Source organism: Providencia sp., assembly GCF_003533305.1.
Lineage (GTDB): Bacteria > Pseudomonadota > Gammaproteobacteria > Enterobacterales > Enterobacteriaceae > Providencia.
Map to the genome: position 1 here is coordinate 218,382 of NZ_DOEH01000015.1, position 24,652 is coordinate 243,033.

Sequence of the window (24,652 nt, forward strand, 5' to 3'; positions counted from 1 at the left end):
GCAAATTCGCGATGAAGAAATACGAAGAACTTGTTCAAGATATCATTAGTAAAATTTGCCAAGGTATTATTACGGTAAAGCTATTACCTGAACGAGAGTTAGCCGAAAAATATGAAATTTCGCGGTTTTCAGTTAGAAAAGCATTAGCCAAACTTGAAGCAATTGGCGTTATAAAATCAAAATTAGGTTCTGGTTATTTTGTTAATACGGCAATTATTAATAAACCGCTTATTTATAACTCGGTGACTGAAAATAAATTTGGGGAGATATCCTATAAAAAAATCAAACTCAATAAACGTTTACCGACTCCCCATGAAATACAAGTATTCTCAATTAATAATGATGAATATCTTTGGCATATAAAACGGTTACGTTTAATTCAAGGTAAAGTGACACAAATTGAAGAGACTAAGCTACCCGTTAAAATATTTACCCATATTTCGAATGAAGTCATTGAAAGTTCGTTGCAAAAACATGTTCTTTCATTGGGATTAGAAATTGATAGTTATTTAACAAGCTATCGAGCAATTAATTTATCAAAGGAAGATGCCGTATTACTTGACTGTAAGCGTTCTAGTGCCGCAATGAATATCACCAATAGAGGTTTTCTGAAAACAGGCGAGGTTTTTGTTGTGAGCGATATTATCGATATCAATTATCAATGTACTTATTACACTCAATTTAATACAGAAAGTCTTAACTACAGAGATAAAAATGGCCACTAATCTGTGGCCATTGCATAATTATGGTGTGTGGATTGTTCCGTCAGGAAGGCGGCTTTGGGTCCATTCATGAGGACGATATTCAACAGGAAAATCTTTCGCTGCATTCACATCCATTTCAACACCTATCCCATTTATTTCAGTCGCGTAGAGATAACCATTTTTTGGTTCTACAGCATTAGGAAATACGCGTAATGTGTTCGGTTTATAAGTCACATGCTCTTGAATAGCGGCATTATGCAAGTGTACGTTTAGATGAGTATTCACTGCTGCGCCAATAGGCGTCATATCCGGTGGACAATGCCAAGCAACGCGAACACCAAACGTTGCACACAAATGAGCGAGCTTTAAGGCTGGAGTGATACCGCCAATTTGCGAAACATGGCAACGAATAAAATCGACTCTACGGTTAATAATAAGTGCTTTCCACTCTTCTGGATTATTAAATAATTCACCTAAGGCTAGGGATACACTCGATTGACTACGAATATTATCTAGCCATTCGGTTTGGTTTGGTGGCAGGATATCTTCAATAAAATAAGGGCTATATTGCTCAACATTTTTGGCAAATTGTATGGCCTGATTTGGAAATAATCGTTCATGTACATCGTGTAAAATATGAAATGATTTTCCATATTTAGCCCGTAAATTCTTGAACATCTCTAGGGTATTGTCTATGTATTGGTCCTGATCAAAATATGAACCGGCTGTTGATGTTTCTGGGGTGTGCATATCAGTCGGTATACCACCATAAAACCCAAGTTGGCAGCGAATATGTTTATAACCTTGAGCGAGGTATTTATCGACTTGCTGATATAATCCTTCCATCGTATCACTGGTTGCGTGAGTATATACTTGAATAGCATCTCTCGATTTACCCCCCCATAACTGATGTAAAGGCATATTGGCTAATTTTGCTTTTATATCCCAAAGTGCCATATCAACACCTGAAATTGCATTATTGATGACAGGACCGTTACGCCAATAAGAATTAACCATCATCATTTGCCAGAGGTCTTCAATATTATTTGCATTTTTACCGATTAATAATGGTTTTAAATATTCATCTACCATTGTTTTTACGGCAAGAGGGCGCTGTTGAAAGGTTGCACAGCCAAATCCGGTTAGTCCAGAATCAGTTTCAACGATCACTGTGATGAGATTATGTCTATCTGGTTTAGTAATTATGCATTTAATATCTGAAATTATATTTATGTTCACTTTTAACATCCTCTGGCTAACTGAATCTGCTTATGTAACAGCGAATAAATATAGATTTCAAGAGGCAAATTTAATTTAAAATTAACTGGTTCGATACGGTATAGGATTAGGCAATAAAAACGTACCAATTGATAAAAATAATCTAATTTTATTATTTCGTAGGGCTTAATGTGATGAAAATCACATATCTACTGATTGGATAATTATCGCTAATGGATAATATGAGCAAATGATAATAAATAAATAGGACAATATAATGTCATTGCCAGGTACCAATAAGCCAATTAAAGAAACATCAGCAGTAAATAAAGATGCTTTTAAGGCAACATTAGAGCAACTTATCGCGACATTAGGCGGTAACGCAAATATTGAAAATATTACCCATTGTATGACGCGTTTGCGTTTTAAATTAATCGATGAATCACTGATAAATAAAGAAAGGTTAGAAAGCATTCAAGGTGTAAAAGGTGTTGTGATTGCTCAAGGGCAAATCCAGGTGGTTATTGGTGTTGAAGTTGAAAAATGGTTTAATGCACTGACTGATGTCAGTTCAGCTACAGATGAAAAAATAAAACATAAGGGCGTACAAAAGAAAGGGCAATTATTTCAAAATGCCATGCAAGTTGTTGCTGGGATTTTTGGACCCGTAGTTCCTGCGATAGCAGGATCTGGTATGTTAATGGGGCTGTTATCGGGACTGATTGCAACCAAGGTTATTTCTGAGACATCAGACACTGTATTTTTCTTTAGATCTATTTCTGTTGCCGTATTTTTCTTCTTACCTATGTTAGTTTCATTCTCTGCGGCTAAAGTCTTTAAAGTGAATGAATACATTGCATTAGCCGTTGCAGCAGCAATGATGGCTCCGAAATTAGTTGAAAAAGCGGGGCAGCTTTCTGCTGCAGGGAGTTCCCCTGAACTATCTGTATTCGGTTTTGTACCAATTGAATTATTGAATTATGGTGGTGCGATTGTTCCTGCTATTTTAGCCGTTTGGGTGCTTTCAAAAATTACACCATTAGTTGATAAATTAGTTCCTGCATCGGCCAAGCCTGTATTCACGCCGTTATTAGCTTTTACTGTAACATCTACAGTTGTGTTATCTGTTGTTGCACCTGCGGGTATGTGGCTTAGCAACGGCGCAGGTTGGGTAGTGAGCTCTCTACTTGATGTATCACCGACTTTAACTGGTTTTGTATTCGGGTTAACTCGCCCAATTACCATTGTATTTGGTATTCATCACAGTATGACACCTATCAGCTTAAATAACTTTGCACTATATGGGAAAGATTTACTGATGCCTATCATGTGCTTAGGCAATTTAGCGATTGCTGGCGCGACGATGGCAGTGTGGTACAAACAGCGTAAAATTGCCTCAAAAGAGCAATCGTCAATTACCTTAGGCTCTGGTATCACCGCAATATTAGGAATCACAGAACCTGCATTATTCGGTGTATTGACTAAATATACTAAAGCACTATTCATGGCGAGTTTAGCTACGGGGATATTCGGAGCAATTTCGGTGACTCTTGATACTCATTTAACTAGCTACATTCTTTCGTCCGTCTTTAGTTTACCTGCCTATCTTGCTGGTGGGACTCAGAACTTTATTCAAGCAGTCCTTGGAGTCTGTGGTGTATTTGCGCTGTCTTTTATATTAACAACCATGTTCGTCCGAGTAGATAATAAATAGTTTAAGTGATAGGAAGATAGGGGCTTACTGAGGTAAAACTGGGTAAGCCTATTTGAATCATATCAAAATAATATTTGGTTTTTTATGCGTCAATTTTACGTATTTATTCAAAAAAATTCAATTATCACTTGTCCAAATCATTCATCTTGTTATTATTCGAAGCCTATATGCATGCTATGTATATATTAACTCTCCAAAATTAAAAAATAATCGATTGGGGAAAGTTATCATTTATGGCTAAGGATAAATAAGTGTCATTTCGTCTGAAATATTTAGCATTATTACCACTTCTGGTGGTGACAGCGTGCCAACAACCCGCGAATACCAATATTACTACAACGGCAAATGCACAGGTGCAGCCTGTCATTGTAAATAACGCGTGGATAGAAATTTCCCGTAGTGCGCTGGATTACAACGTCAAAAAGGTTCAGGCCTTGTTAGGCAATAAATCTTCAATGTGCGCAGTATTGAAAGGAGATGCCTATGGTCATGATTTATCTCTTGTTGCGCCTGTTATGATTGAAAATAACGTGCAATGTATTGGTTTAACGAATAACCAAGAATTTGAACAAGTCAGAGAGTTAGGATTTAAAGGGCGCTTGATGCGGGTACGTAATGCCACTGAACAAGAAATGGCACAAGCTAGCATTTATGATGTTGAAGAGTTAATTGGTAACTTGGATATGGCGCAGCGTCTCAATGCGATTGCACTGAAGCAAAATAAAATAATCCCTATTCATTTAGCGCTTAATTCAGCGGGTATGTCACGTAATGGGTTAGAAGTTAGCAACGCACAAGGGTTAAATGATGCAAAACTAATTTCTGAGTTACCTCAACTAAAGATTGTTGGAATAATGTCTCATTATCCAGAAGAAGATGAAACGCAGATTAGAAAAGATTTAGCTAAATTTAATCAGCAATCTAAACAAGTTTTAGCGGTAACGGGATTAAAACGTGAGGATGTTATTTTGCATGTCGCAAATACTTACGCCACAATTACTGTCCCTGAATCATGGCTTGATATGGTGCGTGTTGGCGGTATTTTTTATGGTGATACGGTGGCGACAAATGACTATAAACGTGTGATGACGTTCAAGTCGAATATTGCAGCTGTGAATCATTATCCAAAAGGGAATACGGTAGGTTATGACAGAACCTATACGTTAAAACGTGACTCAGTATTAGCGAATATCCCTGTTGGTTATGCTGATGGTTATCGACGCGTATTTAGTAATGCAGGACATGTACTGATTAATGGGCAAAAAGTACCTGTATTAGGAAAAACATCAATGAATACCGTTATGGTTGATATCACGGATTTAAAACAAGTTAAACCAGGTGATGAAGTGGTGTTTTTTGGTAAACAAGGTAAAGCTGAAATAACTGCCGAAGAAGTTGAAGATATTAGTGGTGCGCTATTTACTGAAATGTCGATCCTTTGGGGAGCAACTAATCCGCGAGTGCTGGTGGATTAATGATATTTCATGATTAAATTGTTTTAAAAACCCGCCTTATTGGCGGGTTTTTAATAGCAAATATGAGATAAGAAATTATATATTATTCTATAATATGTTGATTATGTGCTGTTTATACGAATAGCTATCGAATCCAATGAGCCGATGTGTTAGCGTGTTGAATCCTTTCATTATCAGGAAGGGTTAGACGCTAAATAGTAGAATTAGAAGGATATTATTTATGTATCAAGTTGATTTACATGCACATACCATTGCAAGTACTCATGCTTATAGTACCGTTAATGAGTATTTTGCAGAAGCGGCCAGCCGCGGTGTGAAATTATTTGCAATTACTGATCATGGACCAGAAATGCAAGATGCTCCTCATGAATGGCATTTTGGTAATATGCCAATTTTGCCACGGATTATGGGCGGTGTCGGATTGTTATATGGTATTGAAGCCAATATAAAAAATAAGCTGGGCGAAACTGATTGTAATGAAAAAATTGAGCGTCACCTTGATATTATATTAGCTGGATTTCATGAGCCTGTATTAGAGCCTAAAAGTTTAGCTGAGAATACTGAGGCAATGATTGCCACTATTCGCAGTGGAAAAGTACAAATTATTACGCATCCTGGGAATCCTAAATATCCAATTGATATTAAAGCAGTCGCGCAAGCCGCTAAAGAATGTAATGTTGCATTAGAGATGAATAATTCATCATTCCTGCATTCAAGAGCAGGTAGCCAGAAAAATTGTCTAGAAATTGCTAAAGCAGTTAAAGAAACGGGAGGCTGGGTCGCATTAGGCTCTGATTCACACCATGCTGGCTATTTAGGTCGCTTTGATCGAGTCGTTGAAATGCTTGATTCTATTGATTTTCCCCAATCACAAATATTAAATGTGTCGCCGCGCCGAGTGTTAGATTTTCTTGAATCTCATGGACGTAAACATATTCCTGAATTTGCTGATTTTTAAGTTACTAGATTCGGATGATTGTTCATATTTATTAGATACTCACATTGTTCTGTGCAATTAGCCGTTCATTTCTGCTGAGCGGCTTTTTTATTTAGTCATTTAATTAGATAATAGCAATAGAGTAAAAAATAAATAGATAATAAAAAATACGAATAATTAATTTAAAATCGATTTAATGAGTTATCAAATTAATTGGTTTTAATCTGGGTTTTAAAATAAAAAAATTCACGCCTAATTTTTATTTGTTAACTCATTGATTTTAAATAATTATTTGTTTTATTTTAAATTTTCTAAAGTAAATGAATAATCAACAAAATGAAAATATAGTTCACTCTAAATAACCTATAAAATGTTTAATAAACTTTAATCTTGTCCTATTGTGGAGCGTTCATGAATTATGATTAATTAGTGTGGCAAGAACATCCTTGCTTCTAAAATCTTAAGGTACTTAAAATGAAAAAGTTATTAGCAATCGCAACCGTATTGTCTTTAGCTGTTTCTAGTGCTTCATTTGCAAATACAACTGTAAAAACTGAGCCTGCTTCTCCTGTTGCAACTGCACATCAAACCGCTAAAGCACATACTATGAAGGCGAAAGTAGAGAAAAAAGAAAGTAAAGGAAAGAGCGCAAAGGTTGCTAAAACAGCGATTTAATTTTATTTAGGTTATCATCCTGTATCGGTGCCATGGGCGAATAATTCCTATGGCGCTGCTTATTATGATCTATGGTATACTGCGAATTATTTATAAATCAGTGTAACTATATGAATTATCAATGCCCCCTTTGTTTTAAATCCCTTCAATTAATTAATAATAACTACCGTTGTGAAGCAAACCATCAGTTTGATCGTGCTAAAGAAGGTTATGTTAATTTACTTCCGGTACAACATAAAGGTTCGAAAGATCCTGGGGATAGCGCTCAGATGATGCTGTCTCGTCGGCAATTTTTAGATGCGGGACATTATCAATTAATGCGTGATAAAGTCGCTGAAAAATTAGCCGGTTATTTGCCGGAACAAAATCAGTCAGTGCTTGATATTGGTTGTGGAGAAGGCTACTACACTGATTATTTTTTACAGTCATTATTAACGCAATTTAGTCAGGCTACCGTATTTGGTCTAGATGTCTCTAAAGTCGCAATCCGTTTTGCGGCCAAACGTTATAAATTAGTTAATTTTTGTGTCGCTTCTAGCCACCGATTACCCTTTCCAGAGTCGAGTATCGGTGCCATCGTGCGTATTTACGCACCATGTAAAGCCGAAGAATTAAGCCGAGTACTCATTCCGTTCGGAATATTAATTACAGTAACGCCAGCAGCAGAACATCTGCAAGAATTAAAAGCATTAATCTATGATGAAGTGAAATTGCACCCAGAGAAAAACGAAGATTTACCTAATTTTAATTTACTCGATGAGTGTCGTTTAAACTACAAAATGAATTTATCGGGTGGGGAAGCGTATGAATTGTTAGCGATGACACCTTTTGCATGGCGGGCTTCTGAAGAGGTTAAGCAAACATTAAAACAATCTAAAGATAGCTTATATACAGCAGATTTTCTTATTCGGGTTTATCAATATCAGGGTGAGTAAAGGTATTTATGTTGTATCCCTCTCATAATGGGAGGGATACAATTGAATTAGAACTATACTCCGTACATGAACAATTCTAAATGTTCAAATAAGATATTAAAGCCAATACCGATTAATACTAAACCGCCAATGATCTCAGCTTTTTTCCCAAGTATCGGACCAACGTAACGGCCAATCATCATCCCAATTGTTGCCATAATCATGGTCATTAAACCAATTGTCATCGCAGTGTGGACAATATCAACTTGTAAAAATGCTAAACCTAAACCTATTGCCATGGCGTCAAGGCTGGTGGCAATGGCCGATAATATAAGACTTGAAGAGCTATTACTTGAGGGTTTAGTGCAACATTCATCGTCTTTCTTTTTATAGCTCTGCCAGATCATTCTGGCACCTAAAACAAATAATAGGCTAAAGGCAATCCAGTGATCCCAACGAATAACATATTGGCTTGCTAAAATACCAATTCCCCAGCCGATAATTGGTGTGATCGCTTCAATTAAGCCGAAGATAAAACCAGTTCGTATTATTTCTTTAAAATGGGGTTTGTGTAGCACGGAACCTTTACAAATAGCAACAGCAAAGGCATCCATCGATAGCGCAAGCGCTAAAATGAGGGTGGCGTAGAAGCTCATAACATAACCTCGGTTGGGTGTTTCCATATACACATAAATTACCCCCAACCAAAAGGCTTATTCATGTGTCTATGGTCTTGCCAACCTATAATTATAGTAATTATGGTGTCCGCACCACGTTTAAAATCAAACGAGCATGTTGATACGGACTTTCTGGAAAGAATATATTTCCAGAACAGGCTACTCCCCAATGACGTGGGATGAAAGATACCATAATTTATTATAAAGGCAACACTTTTCGTTGTTGACTATTAAATCGTATTGAGAATAATTTTCATTTGCGATATTAAGAAAATTAAGGCTAATTAAATATTTAATTAACCTTAGTTTTCTTAAGAATATATATTTGAATTATTTATGATTAATGAAAAAATCATAAATTCTTTGAAAATCATCTAGATGCATTGCTTGTATGTGGATTTTCTTTTGCTCTAATCCGATTATTAATATTCCATCTTCGGATAAATTCATTGTTTTAATTCTATCGTATAAAATAAAAGTATTAGCAAAATAAAAGCCTGTTTGTTTAAAAAATAACTTAGGTCTTCTTATAAATGCTAAGTAAATCGACATTAAAATAGTAATCATTAATAAGTAAGTGGTTAATAAACTACCGTGGCGGATAATATTTGTATAAATAACGATGCAAATTAATACAATAAAAATGATGGCATCAACCCGATGTTTTCGTTTTAGATTAATTTTTAGGAGGGTCTTCCCTTTGAGTAATGGCTGGATGAACTCATCATAAATTGCATACACAAGCATGATCAAAATGATAATAGCGAGGATTGAATCATTTAAGGTCATTGGAGTGCCTTTGGCTAAGTAAACATACTATAGAGCTTAAAATTAAAAAAGGGAGGCTGCAACCTCCCATTTAAATAATTACAGATAATTACGGTGCTAAAAAGTTTAGCCAAGCACCGAGAATACCTAGACCGAAGAAACCAATGATTATCCACAATGCATTGACTTTACGACGTAGAAGCCACATACACGCAAATGTGAGCAACAACGGCACTAAGCCTGGCATCAATTGGTCAAGGATCATCTGAACGGTGGTAATATTTTCCACGCCAGTGGTTGGGTTTTTAATCCGTGAAACTTCGAGCGGAATATTAACGTGTGTCCATTTGTTAACGAGCGCCCCCATGACAAACAGGCCGAGTATTGACGCTCCTTCTGTGAGTTTTTGTAGGAAGCCACCACCAATATCTTGAACAATATCAATCCCTTTTTTATAGCCATATGAAACGCCATAATAGAGAGTTAATAAGCGGATTAAGTTGAACAGGACAAAGAACAGAACTGGACCAAGTAAGCTACCGGTCATCGCAATACCTGCGCCTAAGGCTGCAAATACTGGGCGAACAGTTCCCCAGAAAATAGGGTCACCGACACCAGCTAATGGGCCCATGAGACCGACTTTGATACCATTGATAGCACCATCATCAATATCCGCACCATTGGCACGTTGTTCTTCCATCGCCATCGTTACGCCGAGAATAGGGGCTGCGACATACGGATGTGTATTAAAGAATTCGAGATGACGCTTGATTGCTTGCTTACGATCGTCGTTATTTTCAGGGTAAAGGCGACGAATAACAGGAACCATTGAGTAGCAAAAACCGAGTGCTTGCATACGCTCGAAGTTCCAAGAACCTTGTAATAGGTTAGAACGTAAGAATACACCTCGAATATCGCTTTGTGTCAGCTTTTTCGCTGCCGGTTTTGTGATATCTACCATTGTGTTTCTCCTAGTCTAATTCATTGTCAAGATTGTTATTACTGCTATTCCCTTGTGTCACAACAACTTGTGACTTGTTGTATTTTGGACTGAGTTGGATATAAAGAATCGCCATTACAGTACCAATTACCCCAAGGGCAACAAGGTTAAAGTCAGTAAATGCAGCGGTGACAAAGCCTAAGTAGAAGAATGGCATTAGGTAGCCTGCACGCATCATATTGATAACCATTGCATAACCTACAACCACAATCATACCACCAGCAATATTCAGACCATCAGTTACAACTTGAGGGATTGAATCTAACATCTGTTGAACTTCAGAAGTACCCACTGAAACCGCAACAATTAGCGCTGGGATTGCAATTCGCATTGCTTGAAGGAGTAACGCCGAAATATGGATGAAACCAATTGCTGATAAGTTACCATTGAGCGCAGCACGGTCAGCGGCATGTTGGAATGCAACGGTGACGGTACGAACAATAATCGTCAGAACTTGGCCAGCGGCAGCTAATGGGATTGCTATTGCAATACCAGCACCGATACTTTGTCCACCAGCAATAACAAGGATAGTTGAAATAATCGATGCTAAAGCAGCGTCAGGTGCGACCGCAGCGCCGATATTCATCCAACCTAATGCTATCATTTCAAGCGTACCACCAATGATGATACCGGTTTTCATATCACCTAATACGATACCAATGAGCGTACAGGCAATAAGAGGGCGGTGGAACTGAAATTCATCGAGGATTGAACCCATACCTGCGATACAAGCAACGACGAAGACCAGTACTATTTGAACAACGGTAAGTTCCATTGTTTAATCTCCTGTAACCAAACAAGTTTATAAATCTGTTATTGAGTAATGGTGCAAAATCAATATAAATTGATGCCCAAAAAAGTATTATTTTTTAAGTTTATTAATCAAATCCATCATCCGAACTTTACTGTCTGAAGACACTTTACGGACTTCTAGCTCAATATTTTTATCGTTCAGATAATTAAATGCATCGATATCCTCTTGGTTAATTGAAACTGCATTTGTCACCATGGTTTTACCTTCGTGATATGCCATGCCGCCAATATTAACCGATTTAATATCAACGCCTTCTTCGACAAGCCGTTTTACATCAGTTGGGTTAGTAAACAGTAGCATTACACGTTCACCTGAGTATTTAGGATTGTTATAAACACGAATACATTTAGCAACATCGACAACATGAGCAGTAACACCAGGAGGTGCGACTTGTTTTAGTAATGTGGAACGGACGTGGTCATTAGCAACTTCATCACTCACGACAATAATACGCTTAACGCCTGTCTCTTTAGTCCAACGTGTCGCGACTTGACCATGTATCAGACGGTCATCAACACGGGCTAATGCTATCACCATATGCTCTCCCGGGCCTGCAATAACCGGTTGTGCGACTGGTGCTTTAACTGGTGCAGAAACGACTGGCGCTTCAGTTTCTTTAAACTTGAATGGACGAATGCCACCACGGCCTGTTTCTAATGCAGTATTGATTAGTTCACTCATCGATGGATTATCATCACGACACATGAATGTCTCCACAAGCATGGGCACATTTACACCAGTGATAATCTCATAGTTTTCATGTTCATTGACAATACGGCTAGCGGCATTGAACGGACTTCCCCCCCATGTATCAACAAGAAATAACACCCCTGCGGTGGTATCTAATTCAGTTAATTTCTGATTGTACTTATCGAACAGGGTGTCAGCATTTTCACCAGGGACAAAATCAATAAACGAAACGTTATCTTGTTCGCCTATTAACATTTCCGTGGTTCGAAGTAACTGCTCAGCAGCGACTCCGTGGGTACCAATCATAATAGCTATACTCACTATTTTTTCCTCTCAACAGATAAAAACGGAATAAATATGTGGATAAAATTGAAGCTAAAAAAAGCGGCTCCTTTTTATCAATTTCCCCTGCTACATAATAGTAGCTGAATAATGACGATCTATGTTATCAGCTAATTATTATATAAATATATTATAAGTAACTAAATCGGCAACAGCATATCATTTTGCTTTATCCTAAAAACTTGTTTCGTGTCAGAAAAATAAGAATATACCTAAAATTACTTAATAATTAATGACATTGTATTTAAAATATGCAAATAGTTATTATTTTAACGCTAAAATTGTGTTGTTTTTAGTTTGTTACGCTGTTATCGGTAACAAATACTAGTCAAAAATTGAATAAAAAAACCAAAATTTACACTTACTAAGCTAAATTAACTGATTTCGTACATAATCTATACGCACTAAAACTACGGTTTTTAGAATAAAATAATATTGAGTAATATTTTCAAGTTAATCAAAATGTTGTATTTAAGGTTAAAAATCAACCGATGACATGCGTGAAATTGATAAATATAGCTTGTGAATTAAACTATTTTTAAATGACGAGATGATTTGAGAATTCTTTTTTATCGAATCTAAAAAAGAGTTTTTAATGATTAGAATAAAAAACCTCCTCAACTATGTTTTTCTTGTATGAAAATAGTTGAGAAGGTTTATGTATTGGAAAATAAGTCTAGCTTAAGTTAATGTTGCTTTGATCATACCAGTAGCAAAAATCATTAAGAAACTTAGTCACATTGAACTTTGATTGCCAAACCACCGCGAGATGTTTCACGATATTTAGCATTCATGTCTTTGCCTGTTTCATACATAGTTTCAATAACTTTATCGAGTGAAACGCGGGGCTCACTGGTTCTGCGCAATGCCATACGCGAAGCGTTGACGGCTTTTACAGAGGCAATGGCATTACGTTCGATACAAGGAACTTGAACTTGTCCAGCTACTGGGTCGCAAGTTAATCCTAAATTATGCTCCATACCAATTTCAGCGGCAATACAGACTTGTTCTGGGCTACCGCCAAACAATTCTGTCAAGCCTGCTGCTGCCATAGAGCATGCAACACCAACTTCGCCTTGGCAGCCAACTTCAGCGCCAGAGATAGAGGCATTCATTTTATACAAAATACCAATCGCCCCTGATGCAAGGAAATAGCGTAGATATAATTCAGGGGTAACAGGCTCAATACAGTGATTATAATAAGCTAATACTGCTGGAACGATACCACAAGCACCATTAGTTGGGGCTGTGACAACACGACCACCAGCAGCGTTTTCTTCGTTAACGGCTAAAGCGAACATATTGATCAAGTCGATCACATTCATCGGATCATTTGAAAGATTGCTCGACGATGTAACGAGTCGGTTAAGCGCAGGGGCACGACGTGGAACTCTTAGAGGTCCAGGTAAAATACCTTCAGTATTTAAACCGCGTTCGATACAAGATTGCATGGTGTGCCACACATCGCCAAAATAGGCATATATCTCATCTTTAGCATGCAAATCCAGCTCATTTTTCATCATTAAGCTAGAAATCGATAAACCTGATTTTTTGCAGTTAAGTAATAACTCTTCCGCTGATTTAAAAGGATAAGATACGGGTTTGCTATCTGTAGTCGATTGACCGAAATGTTCTTCGTCAACGATAAAACCACCACCGATAGAATAGTAAGTTTTGGTGTAAATTTCTTTATCGCCAGCAAAAGCATGAATAGTCATGCCATTTTCATGTAATGAAAGATTATCTTGGCGAAAATTCATACCGCCTTCATGAGGAAAATCGACAGAGTGTGTGCCATTTGCCAGCAACAGTTTCTGAGTATTTTCTACATTAGCAATAAAGGCAGGGATAGATTCAATATCGACAGTGGCAGGTAAATTACCCGCTAGCCCCATAATAATTGCGATGTCAGTATGGTGCCCTTTTCCAGTAAGCGATAATGAGCCATACACATCAACAGAGATGCGAGTGACGGCTGATAATAGTTTTTTGCTTACTAAATCATCGACAAATTCTTTCCCAGCTTTCATTGGACCAACAGTATGAGAGCTTGAAGGGCCTATGCCCACTTTAAACATGTCGAAAACGCTTATCACGCAGGACTCCTTAAAAAAAAGATGAATATATAGTGATTTATTTTAAAAGGCGCTACTTTACTGTTATTTAGTAGTGTTAACCAGTAAGTTTAAAGTATTTTTTAAAATAAGGTAGTTTCGTTAGGTGAATTGGTCATTAATAGCACAAATTGTATTTTATTAAGTTTAAAAAGCGTTGAAACAAGAATTATTGTCTATGAAAAAATAATTTAGACAAAAATGCCACCCAGACGTTTATGCTAAGTATTTCTGATTATTATGGTAAATATATCAGAACAGTAAAACGAGGGTGTTTAGTTAAGTTGTAATGCTAATTGATGGATAATTGCGGCGGTGAGACCCCAAACGAGGTGTCCATTGTACCAATAGAAGAATATTCGGTTTGGACGACCAGCGCGTTTGATATCTATGTACTTATATCGTTGGATAGATAACGCATCAAATAAAGGAACTTCAAAGATAGAAGATACTTCGCTAGGGTTAGCTTGATAAGTGAGATTATCCGGTAATAAACCAATAACCGGAGTGACTTGATATCCACCATAACTTTGCATTGGCGCGAGTTGACCAAGAACTTGTACCTTTTCTGGTGGAATAGCAACCTCTTCATAGGCCTCTCGTAGGGCTGTTGCTATTATAGTGCTATCTTCTGGATCACTCATCCCACCAGGAAAGGCAACTTGCCCGGCATGTGAGCGTAGTAGAGGGGAGCGTTGCGTTAGTAGTAACGTTGGATTGGCTTTGTTAATAATTGGCAATAAAACGGCAGCAGACTTACCCGTCTGTTTAATTGGTTGACGGGCAAGTGGTAATGTAAACTGAAAGCGATTAATAAAATCATTCAGTTCAGTCATCGAGGTTTAGTTCTCCCAGTAAAGGCAAAATAAGAGACAGTTTATCAAACGTTTCTTGATACTCTTTATCCGCTTGGCTATCTGCAACAATACCACCACCCGCCCAACAAAAAATGTGTTTTTTATAAGTCAATAATGTGCGGATAGTGATGTTGGTATCCATATTGCCACAGAAACTAATATAGCCTATAGCGCCACAATAGCCATGACGGCGATGAGGTTCAAGCTCTTCTATGATTTGCATCGCTCGGATTTTAGGGGCGCCTGTAATCGAACCGCCCGGGAAACAAACGCGTAATAAATCCGTTGCTGTGTATTGGGGACTCAGTGTTGCGGTAATGGTACTGACTAAATGATGCACCGCAGGGAATGCTTCAACGACAAATAATTCAGGAACTTTGACTGTACCTGGAGTGGCAACACGGCCAATATCATTGCGTAGTAAGTCTACTATCATCAAGTTTTCAGCGCGATCTTTCGGCGAGTTAGCCAGTTTCTCAGCTTGAGCGATATCAGCCTCTGCATCATCTAATCGGGGTAATGTCCCTTTGATAGGGCGAGTTTGAATTTCACCGTTTTTTAATAAAATGAAACGCTCGGGTGAAATGCTGATGACAGCATTGTCGGGGAGTCGTATAAAAGAAGAAAAAGGTGCACGATTACTTTCTATTAAAGTTAAAAATGCATCCCATTCGTTACCTTTATATTTAGCTTTAAATCTTTGAGCTAAATTGATTTGGTAGCAATCACCATTACGTAAATATTCATGGATCTGCATAATATTATGATGATAAAGCGCTTTTGGCATATTCGATTGCCAAGCTGTACTCAATTTGAAGGTGTTTTTACGCGGTGCTTTTTGCTTTTTTAACCAAGTTAATCGGGAGTCTGCATCATCATAACTAATTAATGTCACCGTTTTATTGTGGTGATCAATGATTACTGCCCATAAATAAATACCAACGGCCATATCAGGAAATTGTATATCAGTGCCTGCACTTTCTGGAATTTTTTCAATATAACGGCCTAAATCATAACTCCAAATTCCCATGGCACCGCCATTAAAAGGAAGTGTTGTATCAATTAATTTGGGTACTTTATATTTATCAATAAGTTGTTGAAGGACTTCAAACGGCGCATCATCATGGATATAAGCGTTTTCGTTTCTTTCATTTACTGTTGTTTGTCCGCCACTTGTTATAATGGTAGCTACAGGGTCGGCAACAATAATATCGTATTGATTATGTGAATGTTGCGCATTACCTGAATGTAAGAGCATAGCCCAGGGCTGGTGCGCTAAGGGAGTAAATAAATCGATTGCCACATCAGGGCTGTAGGGTAATTGAATTTTATTGATGACCATTATGGTGAACTAAAATTAGGTTTCGTAAGTGGATAGTGTGAGATTAACATATAATCTTATCTTAATAAGGCAAGAACTGTTAAAATTTAATTAAAAATTTGCACAATTCACTTCTGTACAATTAATTTTAATCTTTAATTAATGAGGTTTTAACATGCTTTCAGGCATCCCAGTACTAAACCATGAAGAACAGCAAGAAGCCGTCGACAAAATTCATCAACTCATAGCCGATGGAATGAGTAGTGGTGAAGCCATCGCAATTATTGCACAGGAAATTAGAGAGAGCCATAAAGGAAGAGAACAAGTTCACGCTATCTTTGAAGAACAAGATGCAAACGAAGATAATAATGCGAACGAATATGAAAATACAGATGAAAACGACGATTCAGATGAAGATGACGGTGAATACGAAAATTAATACAAAATAAACATCCTATTAACATTTATATGTAAATCTGATAAGTTTAAGATTAGTTAACGCATTCTGCTCATAAGAAATACTTTAAAGAATAAATTAAAGGTGTCTTAAAAATAGGGATATAAAAATATCACTAATCCATAAATGAGTAGTAAAACTAATTAAACTTTAGCCTATGTAGCATGGGTGTCGGAGAATAGTATGGAAGTTAATAGAAAAATAGCTGTTATTTTAGGTGGTTGTGCTCTGATTTTTAGTTCTGTTGCTATGAGTGTTAATAAGGACGAAGGTAAAGCGGCTGCGTTTGTCAGTTGTCAAAATCTAACCGAACCACAAATTGCGGCACAGGTAAAAAAAGATTTTATTAATAACCGGTTACCGCGTTGGGCTGATGAGAAAGCGATATTAGGTAAAAAAGCGATCGCGTGGGTTAATGATAATGACGTCACTAAAACTGACTCGGGTTACACAATACCGCTAACGGTAAGAGGTTCAAAATCAGATTTACAATATCGAGTTGTAGTTGATTGTGAGCAAGATACTATTACATATAATACCCTTAATTAGGGTTTTACAATGCATTAATAAAAAGGAGAATCATTAGGTTCTCCTTTTTTATGCACATTTATAACGTTAATCTGTAAATATAATGTGTGATTCTAGCGATTTCTTGGCTCATAGGGAAGACGAGCAAAATGCTGAGATAATTGACGATAATAAACTAAACGTTCTCTAAAATACTCTCTAAGATGCTCTGGCTGTTCACGCTCAACGGCCTCAGGAATGATCGGTACATTATAGCGTTCTTTAAATGCGACTCCTGAAGCTAATAGGTCGGTATTGATTTTGTCCATTTCATCTTTAGGTAGCAAAGCTAGGTTATGGCTCATGTCGGATCTCTGCAATTAAATATAATCTCAGGAGAGTTTAGCAATTAAATGAGAAAAAATCTCAATACATTTATTTTAAATAATAGATTAAATCGCCTATATTTAACCTATTATTATGTTGATTATATAGATTAAAAAATGATGAAAGATAATGAGATTGATTATTATTTTTCTTACTAAATGTTATTAATAATCAGTAATTTGTATTTTTTTGTTTTAATATTGTTTTGGGGTTTTAATTATTTTAATACTGTGCATAATAGCACCATGAGTTATTAACCAATAAGGTATAAATATGTTAACTACTGACATGATTAAAAAATTAAATGAGCAATTAAATCTTGAGTTTTATTCTGCAAATCTTTATTTGCAAATGAGTGCATGGTGTAGTGATAAAGGCTACGAAGGCGCAGCTGCATTTTTGAAAGCACACTCTCAAGAAGAAATGGAGCATATGCAACGCTTATTTGATTACCTTAGTGATACGGGTGCTTTGCCACGCCTAGGTCAAATTAATGAGCCGCCAGTTGATTTTAAATCAATTGGTGATGTATTTGCCCAAACTTATGAGCATGAAAAGCTTATTACGGCTGAGATCAACAAATTAGCGCATTTGGCGATGAGTACTCAAGATTATTCAACATTTAACTTCTTGCAGTGGTATGTTTCAGAACAGCACGAAGAAGAAAAATTGTTTAAATCTGTTCTTGATAAACTGGACATGGTGGGAGAATCAGGTAAATCACTATTCTTGCTGGATAAAGATCTCAAGAACATGTCAACAGCTGCGCATATCTAGTTACTATAGATAAAGTCGGTTAACACTCAATTAGTTTCCTATCATTGCTAGGGAACCTGGGTGATAAGATAAATTAACTCGGGGCACATAGTTATTTATGTGCCCCGAGTTGTTATATAAATCTGTAGTTAAGCCGCTTGAGGTATGAAGGATAAGCTTTTTTATTTTCATTTTGTGTTAAAACTCACATGCTAGGTCTTTAAATCTCTCTTTTAAGCGGTAAAACTGCTTTTTTTCCGTATAATGATTGGCAATAAATCTAAATTCACCTGCAAATTAAGGGGTTATAATGCCAATTAACCATATTAAATCTTCATGGCGTCAACTGAGTGCTATTGCTGTTCTATTCTTAGGCATGTCATTCCAACAAGCTTTTGCCCATGCTCATCTAAAAGATCAGCTACCGGCAGAAGGCGCCGCGGTAGAGCAAGTACCTGAATCCATTACTCTGAATTTCTCTGAAGGAATAGAAATTAACTTTACTAAGGTGGATATTGTTGGCCCTGAAAGTCAAAATATTAAAACTGGTAAAGCTACTCTTGATCCAGCTAATGATACAAAAGTGATTGTTCCTATTGAAGATAAGCTTGCGATCGGTAAATACGATGTCAACTGGAGTGTTGTTTCTGTGGATGGTCATAAAACTAAAGGAACATATAGTTTCACTGTGAAATAATATGTCACTGGAAGCTTTTTATACGCTCATTCGCTTTGTTCATTTTATAGCTGCAATGTTGATGTGTGGAATGTCAATTTTTGCGGCTATGCTTAGTTATGGCCAGTTTAGTTACTTGCTAAACCGCTATCTAAATAAAAGTATTATATTTAGTGCGGCACTTTCATCAATAACCGCATTTGCTTGGATGTTTGCACAAGCGGGATTAATGGGTGATGGATGGCAAGATACCCTCGATTGGAGCGTTTGGCAGGGTGTACTGGGTACAAATTTCGGCCAGGTTTGGCGCTGGGAATTATTGTGTTCAGTTATTTTATTTGGCGTAATATTTATTCGTCCAATGAAAATTCGATTACACCTCGTTCTTATACTTTCTATTGTGATGTTAGGTTTGCATGCATTTATTGGTCATGCGGCAATGTACGATGGCCTAACTGGAACACTTCATCGATTTAATCAATTTATTCATCTTATTAGTGCTGCATATTGGTTTGGTGGCTTATGGCCATTTTTAATCTGTATACAATTTTTACGCCATAAAAAAGAATTGGTGGCAGGAATTGATAAACAAATCATATGCACTATGACGCGTTTTTCGCGAATAGGGCACATTGCGGTTGGGTTAGTACTGATCACTGGCGTGATTAGTTCAATGACGTTGTTACCTGATTGGCCTTTTGTTTATTCAGCTACTGAGTATCAATCATTACTATGGTTAAAAATAGTTTTAGTCAGCGTGATGGTGTTACTGGCTTTGGTCAATCGATATATCGTCGTACCAAGTATCAAACAGAAGGGACGTGTAAATTATTTGATTATTAATAGCTGGGTTGAATTATTGCTTGGTACAATGGCTATATTAGTAGTTTCTATATTTGCAACGTATCAGCCTGCTTAATTTGTTATTTAAATCGAGTATAACAGGCTGATAATAGCTGCTTTATCATTTTTACAAGGTCATTTTAATGAAATATAAATTAATTATTTGTTCGTTATTACTCAGCGGAATAATGATGGGTTCTGCTATTGCTGCACCGCTGACAACTGTGAGTAAAAAACAGTTTGGTGATGAATGGCCGTTTACACGAGAAGAAGTGATGTTGGAATGTCGCAGTAATGGTGCCATGGTTGTTATTAATCCAGCAACTTTGATGCAGTATCCTTTGAATGATATTGCAACATCCCTCATGGAGAAAAAAGAAATAAAAGCACAACCGATTGATATCTTATTGGCACCAAAGGATACAGATAAGACAACGGCAGAGCGAATTAAGCCATTGCAAATTGAAGCTCAAAAGCTGTGTGATAATAAATAGTAGTTATAAATCCATTTCAAATTATTTTAAATACAACTTAATTGGATTTTTTCTGTTATTTATTAATTGGTTATAAGGTTGAAAGGTTTGAGTAATTAAACATATAGGTATAACCTATTAAACAAATAGTTCAATCTTAGAAAATTAAGCAATAAATTGTGTTAATAATATGTAAAATAATGGCTAATTAAAGTGGTAAGAACGTGAGTTGAAGGCTAGTATTAAATTGTACTTTGTTACGTCTCAATGGCAATTTTAGCGCACGGCTCTGCCAGAGCCATTTCCCAAGGCCAGGTAATCGGAATCTACCAGGCCTCTTTTTTTGCCTATTAGTTTGCTGCTCATCATATCTTGCATAAAAATAACTCATCATTATGACATGGTGTCATTAAGCTAACTTCATTATCCAATGGTGGTTATCTTTATCGTAGTGATGGCGATAGAGTAGTACAGGCTTCTCATCAATAGTCGCGGGAATACTGGTATGTTCATCCCAACCATCTAATTGCATACAAAAATCCGTATCGGAATCACAAGGAATACTTATCGTGTCGCTTTTTTGACTCGACATGATGGCATCATTTATTTCATAGGATGATATTTTCAATGTCACTATGCTCATAGCTATACCTCTATCGTCAATTTTAAGGTTGAAAAACTCAGGCCAACAGAATTAAGCATAGTATAATTGGAAGTGATTTCCAAAATATTTTTTTACTTGAAAAGTAAGGGAGGTGCAATGCATTGCAAGCATGCACCTCGATAGGGATTATTTCTTAGGAATAGCGGTTCCCCAGTCTAACCAATCTGCAGGTGGCTCTAATTTTAGAATGAAATGTTGTTCACCTTTGGCTTTAGGTGCAAGTGGTATAGTAGGCGGTGTTGCTAAAGAAATACCACCACGGACAAATTGCTTGAATGTCCCACTTCTCACTACGCCGCCCGTTAGGCCGAAGGTCAGGTTATACCCTGAAGATAACCAGAATTGGGTATTGTCACGGATCAAATATTGATACTCTTTGCCAATACGCGTTACCACATAAACACGATCGGAAAGCTCTCCCAAATATAAACTGGTGACAGTTCCTATTTCTAAGCCCCTAAATAAGATTGGAGTGCCAACTTGTACTGAACCTGCTTCACTAGCATCAAGATAGATAGTCAGACCATCCAAATAACGAGAGTCAGTAATATTGGCAGTCTGTAATTCAAATTGGTAACGATTTCTATTATCTCTACCCGGCTCAGCACTAATATAAGGCTGTAGCAGGGAGTCTAAATTATTAAATCCAGCAGGTGATAACTCAGGGGTTACTATCGCAAAGCGGCTGCCGAGTTTAGTAAACGCTTGCACATATTCGGGGTAGAGGATGGCCTTAGCTCTGACCTCATGATTATCAGCAGATAGTTTGAGCGATTCAATCTGACCAATATTGATCCCTAAGTAACGTATTGGCATACCTTCAGATAATTTTGATGCATCATATGTGGTTAATGTGACAGCACTTCCAATTGCTCTTGCCGCAGTTTCTGTCGAATAAAGTGTATGCTGGCGAACGGAGTCGAGTGAGCCCGTTTGTATATTATCAAAACTGATCGCTCCGCTTATTGCGCGGCTAAGAGGGGCTGCTTGAACGGTTAAACCATTTGCATTGAGCTGAACCTTTGCACCGCCTTCAGCCCAAAATACACTTTTATGTGTTAATAAATGCCGATATTGACTTGATATGTGAATTTTGACATCAAAGCTGCTATCGGTCGGTTTAATGGCAATAATTTTTCCGACCGCAAACTGACGATATAGTACGACAGAACCTGTTTGAATATCAGGAAGGCTCGATGCATTCAATGTTATTGTGGTTGGAGGTGCAGACCCGAGGATACCCGCTTTGGCATTGTCGTCACTGCGGTATAATGGGAACTCATCAGGAAGTGGTTCTTTCCCCTTGCCGGGAAGTAAATGAATACCACCTTCAATCCATTCTTGAGGTGCAGCGCCTTGGAATTGTATGCCATTAAGGCCTAATTGCATATCAATGCGGCTGTTAGCCACAAATTTGCTGTCATTTTTTACAAGATGACGATACTCATCAAAAATAGTGATATTAAAACTCACTTTTTCATCAGATAAGTGACGTTGTAACACTTCGCCTATCTTGATACCGCGATAAACAATGGGTTGCCCATCATTGACGCCATAGGTATCTTGAGCCCATAAAGAAAGGCGAAGGTTATCTTTCTCTTGTTGTTGGTGCTGTTTTACATCTTGTTTATTGGCTTGCAATACAAATTGTTGGCCTTCTTGTGCAGGTTTACTCCCTGATGGCGAATCAAATGAAACCGCGCCGTTAATTACAGCGGAAAGGCTTTCCATTTTTACATTTACACCGGAGTTTAAATTAATCTCACCCTCAACACCGGATACATTCCAAAATTGGCTATTTTCTCGAACTAAATTGGCATAGCGTTTCTCAATGACGGCGGCAATAGAAACGCCTTTATCATCCGGTAAAATAGAGTAATCAGAGATATAACCGACAGGGACTTTGCGGAAATAAATAGCCGAATTTTCATTGAGTGAACCAAGATCTTTAGCTGTCAAATAAATGAGCAATTCACCGTCATCAATATTGAGCTGAGGGGGACTATCTTGCGCAACAAATTGATATTGTTCATCTCCTGCATTGGGTAACATACCAATATAGTTACCCCCAACTAAAGCATCCAATCCTGAAACGCCTGCAAGGGAGGCTTTCGGTGTGACCAACCAAAACTTCGTCCCTGATGTGAGTGCTGAACGCATATCTTTATTGACGCTTGCCGTCACGATAATGCTTTTCATGTCTTTACTGATAGTCACAGACTGGACAAGGCCAACTTCGACACCTTGGTATCGGATGGGTGTTCTATTTGCCACAACACCGGGAGCAGATGAGAACTCTATAGTGATTTCAGTTCCTTTCTCTACCCAATGCTGAAATAAAAGCCAACCCGCAATAAATACTGCAACAAGAGGGAGTAGCCAAAATGGTGAGATACTGACTCTTTTGCGTAAGATGACATCTTCTACGGGTTCAGAAGGGTCATTTTGTTGATTTTGATTTTCCATAAGAATCCCAAATAAGACGACTATCTAACCATTCAACAGCCAGTATGGTCAAAATAACAGCTGTACCAAAGTATAAGGCCGCAGGCCCCATAGTAAATGACATTAACTGGTCACGATTGACGAGTGTCATCATTAATGCAATCACGAATAGATCAAGCATGGACCAGCGGCCTATCCATGAAACAATTTTAAGCAGTTTCATGCGTAACACAGGATCAGTTTTACTGTTGAACTGAATTGAAAATAGTAGCAATATCATGATGATAATTTTAATAAATGGCACCAGAATACTGGCAATGAATACAATAATGGCAATAGGCCAATTTCCTGAGTCGATTAATGAAACAACGCCTGAGTAAATGGTATCTTCTATACGTTTTCCGTTAAGATAAAAAATTGATATAGGTAATAAGTTTGCAGGAACGAGTAATACTATTGCGGCAAGTAAAGCTGCCCACGTTTTTTGGAGGCTGAGTGGTTCTCTGTAATGTAAAGGGCGATGGCAACGTTGGCATTTCCCCTGTGAATTAGGAACCCCAGTATAATGGCAAGCAGTACAAGTCAACGTGTTTTCAGTTTTAGGTGCATCTTCTACTACATAAAAATATTGCCAAAGCCGATCAATATTCATGTGAATGATGATTAATAAACTGACAATTGACATTGTAATAAAAGCAATTAAGCCGTTATTGATATATACCGTGGCATAGTCTTGCATTTTTATGGACGCAATTCCAAGTGCAATAAGATATACGTCGAGCATCACCCACTCTTTTAGGTGGCGAAGAATTAATAAAATCGGACGTAGATTTAAATTTAAGCGTTGACCAATAAATAGATAAATAATGCAGGTCGGTAATAATAATGGTGCAACGATCGCACAAAAAGCCACAATACTAGCGGTAAAAGGGTCGCCTTGTTGATTTATTAACCTTATTCCTTCGATAACATTGGCGTTAATCTGTGCTCCCAGCAAATTAATCGATATCAATGGCTGCCAAAAAGCGATTGGAGCAAGCATTAATAGGGTGATTGCAAGTATCAATAAGCGATTTAATGACCACGAGCGGCCATCATCGAGTTGAGTTAAACATTGTGGACAAACAATGACTTGTCGTACACTAAAGTTAGGTAAATGTATTTTTTGGTTGCAGTAGCAACAGCGTTGCAAAATCATGTCAGTATGATTACTTTGATTCATAT

Annotated in this window: 25 protein-coding genes and 1 riboswitch; of the genes, 12 read left to right on the forward strand and 13 right to left on the reverse strand. The window is 37.4% G+C overall.

What is annotated here, in order from left to right; all coding sequences use genetic code 11:
• Nucleotides 1-11: 11 nt before the first annotated feature.
• The gene (locus tag DD649_RS08395) at nt 12-725 is read left to right on the forward strand and encodes a GntR family transcriptional regulator (protein ID WP_294105891.1); all 714 of its coding nucleotides are present in this window, start codon (nt 12-14) and stop codon (nt 723-725) included.
• 18 nt (nt 726-743) lie between these two features.
• On the opposite strand, the gene DD649_RS08400 is transcribed toward DD649_RS08395, so the two are convergent.
• A complete protein-coding gene (locus DD649_RS08400; RefSeq protein WP_294105893.1) occupies nt 744-1,943 on the reverse strand; it encodes an enolase C-terminal domain-like protein in 1,200 nt (399 codons plus the stop codon).
• A gap of 256 nt (nt 1,944-2,199) precedes the next feature.
• On the opposite strand from DD649_RS08400, the gene DD649_RS08405 reads away from it, so the two are divergent.
• The 5 genes from DD649_RS08405 to rlmA all read left to right on the forward strand — a co-directional run bounded on the left by DD649_RS08405 (nt 2,200) and on the right by rlmA (nt 7,658).
• Complete coding sequence (locus DD649_RS08405) at nt 2,200-3,636, forward strand: PTS transporter subunit EIIC (RefSeq protein WP_294105895.1); 1,437 nt, start codon at nt 2,200-2,202, stop codon at nt 3,634-3,636.
• Between the two features lie 251 nt (nt 3,637-3,887).
• The gene (gene alr / locus DD649_RS08410; RefSeq protein ID WP_294105899.1) at nt 3,888-5,111 is read left to right on the forward strand and encodes an alanine racemase; all 1,224 of its coding nucleotides are present in this window, start codon (nt 3,888-3,890) and stop codon (nt 5,109-5,111) included.
• 220 nt (nt 5,112-5,331) lie between these two features.
• Nucleotides 5,332-6,069 carry a phosphatase gene (locus DD649_RS08415; RefSeq protein WP_294105902.1) on the forward strand — a complete coding sequence of 246 codons (738 nt, stop codon included), beginning with the start codon at nt 5,332-5,334 and terminating at the stop codon, nt 6,067-6,069.
• Between the two features lie 453 nt (nt 6,070-6,522).
• Nucleotides 6,523-6,723, forward strand: a complete 201-nt coding sequence (locus DD649_RS08420; RefSeq protein WP_294105904.1) for an acid-shock protein — start codon at nt 6,523-6,525, stop codon at nt 6,721-6,723.
• A gap of 110 nt (nt 6,724-6,833) precedes the next feature.
• Nucleotides 6,834-7,658 (forward strand): 23S rRNA (guanine(745)-N(1))-methyltransferase, encoded by an 825-nt coding sequence (gene rlmA, locus DD649_RS08425; RefSeq protein WP_294105907.1) that lies wholly within the window; start codon nt 6,834-6,836, stop codon nt 7,656-7,658.
• A gap of 53 nt (nt 7,659-7,711) precedes the next feature.
• Here rlmA and mntP read toward each other — a convergent pair whose 3' ends face one another.
• The 8 genes from mntP to pabB form a co-directional block, all read right to left on the reverse strand.
• The gene (mntP, locus tag DD649_RS08430; RefSeq protein WP_294105909.1) at nt 7,712-8,293 is read right to left on the reverse strand and encodes a manganese efflux pump MntP; all 582 of its coding nucleotides are present in this window, start codon (nt 8,291-8,293) and stop codon (nt 7,712-7,714) included.
• 83 nt (nt 8,294-8,376) lie between these two features.
• Nucleotides 8,377-8,494, reverse strand: a riboswitch (yybP-ykoY riboswitch).
• Between the two features lie 150 nt (nt 8,495-8,644).
• Nucleotides 8,645-9,103, reverse strand: a complete 459-nt coding sequence (locus DD649_RS08435) for a DUF986 family protein (protein ID WP_294105911.1) — start codon at nt 9,101-9,103, stop codon at nt 8,645-8,647.
• An 88-nt stretch (nt 9,104-9,191) separates the two neighbouring features.
• A complete protein-coding gene (locus DD649_RS08440) occupies nt 9,192-10,043 on the reverse strand; it encodes a PTS mannose transporter subunit IID (protein WP_294105914.1) in 852 nt (283 codons plus the stop codon).
• Between the two features lie 10 nt (nt 10,044-10,053).
• Nucleotides 10,054-10,857, reverse strand: a complete 804-nt coding sequence (locus tag DD649_RS08445) for a PTS mannose/fructose/sorbose transporter subunit IIC (RefSeq protein WP_294105917.1) — start codon at nt 10,855-10,857, stop codon at nt 10,054-10,056.
• A gap of 87 nt (nt 10,858-10,944) precedes the next feature.
• Entirely contained in the window at nt 10,945-11,907 is a 963-nt protein-coding gene (gene manX, locus DD649_RS08450) for a PTS mannose transporter subunit IIAB (protein WP_294105919.1), read from the reverse strand.
• A gap of 752 nt (nt 11,908-12,659) precedes the next feature.
• Complete coding sequence (locus DD649_RS08455) at nt 12,660-14,024, reverse strand: L-serine ammonia-lyase (RefSeq protein ID WP_294105922.1); 1,365 nt, start codon at nt 14,022-14,024, stop codon at nt 12,660-12,662.
• Between the two features lie 293 nt (nt 14,025-14,317).
• Entirely contained in the window at nt 14,318-14,878 is a 561-nt protein-coding gene (locus tag DD649_RS08460) for a CoA pyrophosphatase (protein ID WP_294105925.1), read from the reverse strand.
• On the reverse strand, nt 14,871-16,241 hold the full coding sequence (gene pabB / locus DD649_RS08465; protein WP_336429944.1) for an aminodeoxychorismate synthase component 1: 1,371 nt from the start codon (nt 16,239-16,241) through the stop codon (nt 14,871-14,873). The genes DD649_RS08460 and pabB overlap by 8 nt, the downstream gene beginning before the upstream one ends.
• 154 nt (nt 16,242-16,395) lie before the next feature.
• On the opposite strand from pabB, the gene DD649_RS08470 reads away from it, so the two are divergent.
• Together DD649_RS08470 and yebF are read left to right on the forward strand one after the other, a co-directional pair.
• Nucleotides 16,396-16,659 carry a YoaH family protein gene (locus tag DD649_RS08470; protein WP_294105931.1) on the forward strand — a complete coding sequence of 88 codons (264 nt, stop codon included), beginning with the start codon at nt 16,396-16,398 and terminating at the stop codon, nt 16,657-16,659.
• Between the two features lie 201 nt (nt 16,660-16,860).
• Nucleotides 16,861-17,226 carry a protein YebF gene (gene yebF, locus DD649_RS08475; RefSeq protein ID WP_294105933.1) on the forward strand — a complete coding sequence of 122 codons (366 nt, stop codon included), beginning with the start codon at nt 16,861-16,863 and terminating at the stop codon, nt 17,224-17,226.
• 92 nt (nt 17,227-17,318) lie between these two features.
• On the opposite strand, the gene DD649_RS08480 is transcribed toward yebF, so the two are convergent.
• Entirely contained in the window at nt 17,319-17,549 is a 231-nt protein-coding gene (locus DD649_RS08480) for a DNA polymerase III subunit theta (RefSeq protein WP_294105935.1), read from the reverse strand.
• Nucleotides 17,550-17,844: 295 nt separating this feature from the next.
• Here DD649_RS08480 and ftnA point away from each other — a divergent pair, with 295 nt between their 5' ends.
• The 4 genes from ftnA to DD649_RS08500 all read left to right on the forward strand — a co-directional run bounded on the left by ftnA (nt 17,845) and on the right by DD649_RS08500 (nt 20,340).
• Nucleotides 17,845-18,348 carry a non-heme ferritin gene (gene ftnA, locus DD649_RS08485; protein ID WP_294105937.1) on the forward strand — a complete coding sequence of 168 codons (504 nt, stop codon included), beginning with the start codon at nt 17,845-17,847 and terminating at the stop codon, nt 18,346-18,348.
• A gap of 289 nt (nt 18,349-18,637) precedes the next feature.
• Nucleotides 18,638-19,024 (forward strand): copper homeostasis periplasmic binding protein CopC, encoded by a 387-nt coding sequence (copC, locus tag DD649_RS08490; RefSeq protein ID WP_294105939.1) that lies wholly within the window; start codon nt 18,638-18,640, stop codon nt 19,022-19,024.
• A 1-nt stretch (nt 19,025) separates the two neighbouring features.
• Nucleotides 19,026-19,922, forward strand: a complete 897-nt coding sequence (copD, locus tag DD649_RS08495) for a copper homeostasis membrane protein CopD (protein WP_294105941.1) — start codon at nt 19,026-19,028, stop codon at nt 19,920-19,922.
• A gap of 67 nt (nt 19,923-19,989) precedes the next feature.
• Entirely contained in the window at nt 19,990-20,340 is a 351-nt protein-coding gene (locus tag DD649_RS08500; RefSeq protein WP_294105944.1) for a YebY family protein, read from the forward strand.
• A gap of 388 nt (nt 20,341-20,728) precedes the next feature.
• Here DD649_RS08500 and DD649_RS08505 read toward each other — a convergent pair whose 3' ends face one another.
• From DD649_RS08505 to yebS, 3 genes are all read right to left on the reverse strand, one after another.
• Complete coding sequence (locus DD649_RS08505; RefSeq protein ID WP_294105946.1) at nt 20,729-20,962, reverse strand: DUF1480 family protein; 234 nt, start codon at nt 20,960-20,962, stop codon at nt 20,729-20,731.
• 147 nt (nt 20,963-21,109) lie between these two features.
• Nucleotides 21,110-23,449, reverse strand: coding sequence for an MlaD family protein (locus DD649_RS08510; protein WP_294105948.1), 2,340 nt, complete (start codon nt 23,447-23,449; stop codon nt 21,110-21,112).
• Nucleotides 23,424-24,650, reverse strand: a complete 1,227-nt coding sequence (gene yebS, locus DD649_RS08515) for a PqiA/YebS family transporter subunit (RefSeq protein ID WP_336429951.1) — start codon at nt 24,648-24,650, stop codon at nt 23,424-23,426. Before yebS ends, DD649_RS08510 begins: the two co-directional genes overlap by 26 nt.
• Between the last annotated feature and the right edge of the window lie 2 nt (nt 24,651-24,652).

Coding starts and splice junctions, on each gene's coding strand:
- DD649_RS08395 (WP_294105891.1), top strand. CDS start 12: ATGAAGAAATACGAAGAACTTGTTCAAGATATCATTAGTAAAATTTGC.
- DD649_RS08405 (WP_294105895.1), top strand. CDS start 2,200: ATGTCATTGCCAGGTACCAATAAGCCAATTAAAGAAACATCAGCAGTA.
- DD649_RS08415 (WP_294105902.1), top strand. CDS start 5,332: ATGTATCAAGTTGATTTACATGCACATACCATTGCAAGTACTCATGCT.
- DD649_RS08420 (WP_294105904.1), top strand. CDS start 6,523: ATGAAAAAGTTATTAGCAATCGCAACCGTATTGTCTTTAGCTGTTTCT.
- rlmA (WP_294105907.1), top strand. CDS start 6,834: ATGAATTATCAATGCCCCCTTTGTTTTAAATCCCTTCAATTAATTAAT.
- mntP (WP_294105909.1), bottom strand. CDS start 8,293: ATGAGCTTCTACGCCACCCTCATTTTAGCGCTTGCGCTATCGATGGAT.
- DD649_RS08435 (WP_294105911.1), bottom strand. CDS start 9,103: ATGACCTTAAATGATTCAATCCTCGCTATTATCATTTTGATCATGCTT.
- DD649_RS08440 (WP_294105914.1), bottom strand. CDS start 10,043: ATGGTAGATATCACAAAACCGGCAGCGAAAAAGCTGACACAAAGCGAT.
- DD649_RS08445 (WP_294105917.1), bottom strand. CDS start 10,857: ATGGAACTTACCGTTGTTCAAATAGTACTGGTCTTCGTCGTTGCTTGT.
- DD649_RS08460 (WP_294105925.1), bottom strand. CDS start 14,878: ATGACTGAACTGAATGATTTTATTAATCGCTTTCAGTTTACATTACCA.
- pabB (WP_336429944.1), bottom strand. CDS start 16,241: ATGGTCATCAATAAAATTCAATTACCCTACAGCCCTGATGTGGCAATC.
- DD649_RS08470 (WP_294105931.1), top strand. CDS start 16,396: ATGCTTTCAGGCATCCCAGTACTAAACCATGAAGAACAGCAAGAAGCC.
- yebF (WP_294105933.1), top strand. CDS start 16,861: ATGGAAGTTAATAGAAAAATAGCTGTTATTTTAGGTGGTTGTGCTCTG.
- DD649_RS08480 (WP_294105935.1), bottom strand. CDS start 17,549: ATGAGCCATAACCTAGCTTTGCTACCTAAAGATGAAATGGACAAAATC.
- ftnA (WP_294105937.1), top strand. CDS start 17,845: ATGTTAACTACTGACATGATTAAAAAATTAAATGAGCAATTAAATCTT.
- copC (WP_294105939.1), top strand. CDS start 18,638: ATGCCAATTAACCATATTAAATCTTCATGGCGTCAACTGAGTGCTATT.
- copD (WP_294105941.1), top strand. CDS start 19,026: ATGTCACTGGAAGCTTTTTATACGCTCATTCGCTTTGTTCATTTTATA.
- DD649_RS08500 (WP_294105944.1), top strand. CDS start 19,990: ATGAAATATAAATTAATTATTTGTTCGTTATTACTCAGCGGAATAATG.
- DD649_RS08505 (WP_294105946.1), bottom strand. CDS start 20,962: ATGAGCATAGTGACATTGAAAATATCATCCTATGAAATAAATGATGCC.
- DD649_RS08510 (WP_294105948.1), bottom strand. CDS start 23,449: ATGGAAAATCAAAATCAACAAAATGACCCTTCTGAACCCGTAGAAGAT.
- yebS (WP_336429951.1), bottom strand. CDS start 24,650: ATGAATCAAAGTAATCATACTGACATGATTTTGCAACGCTGTTGCTAC.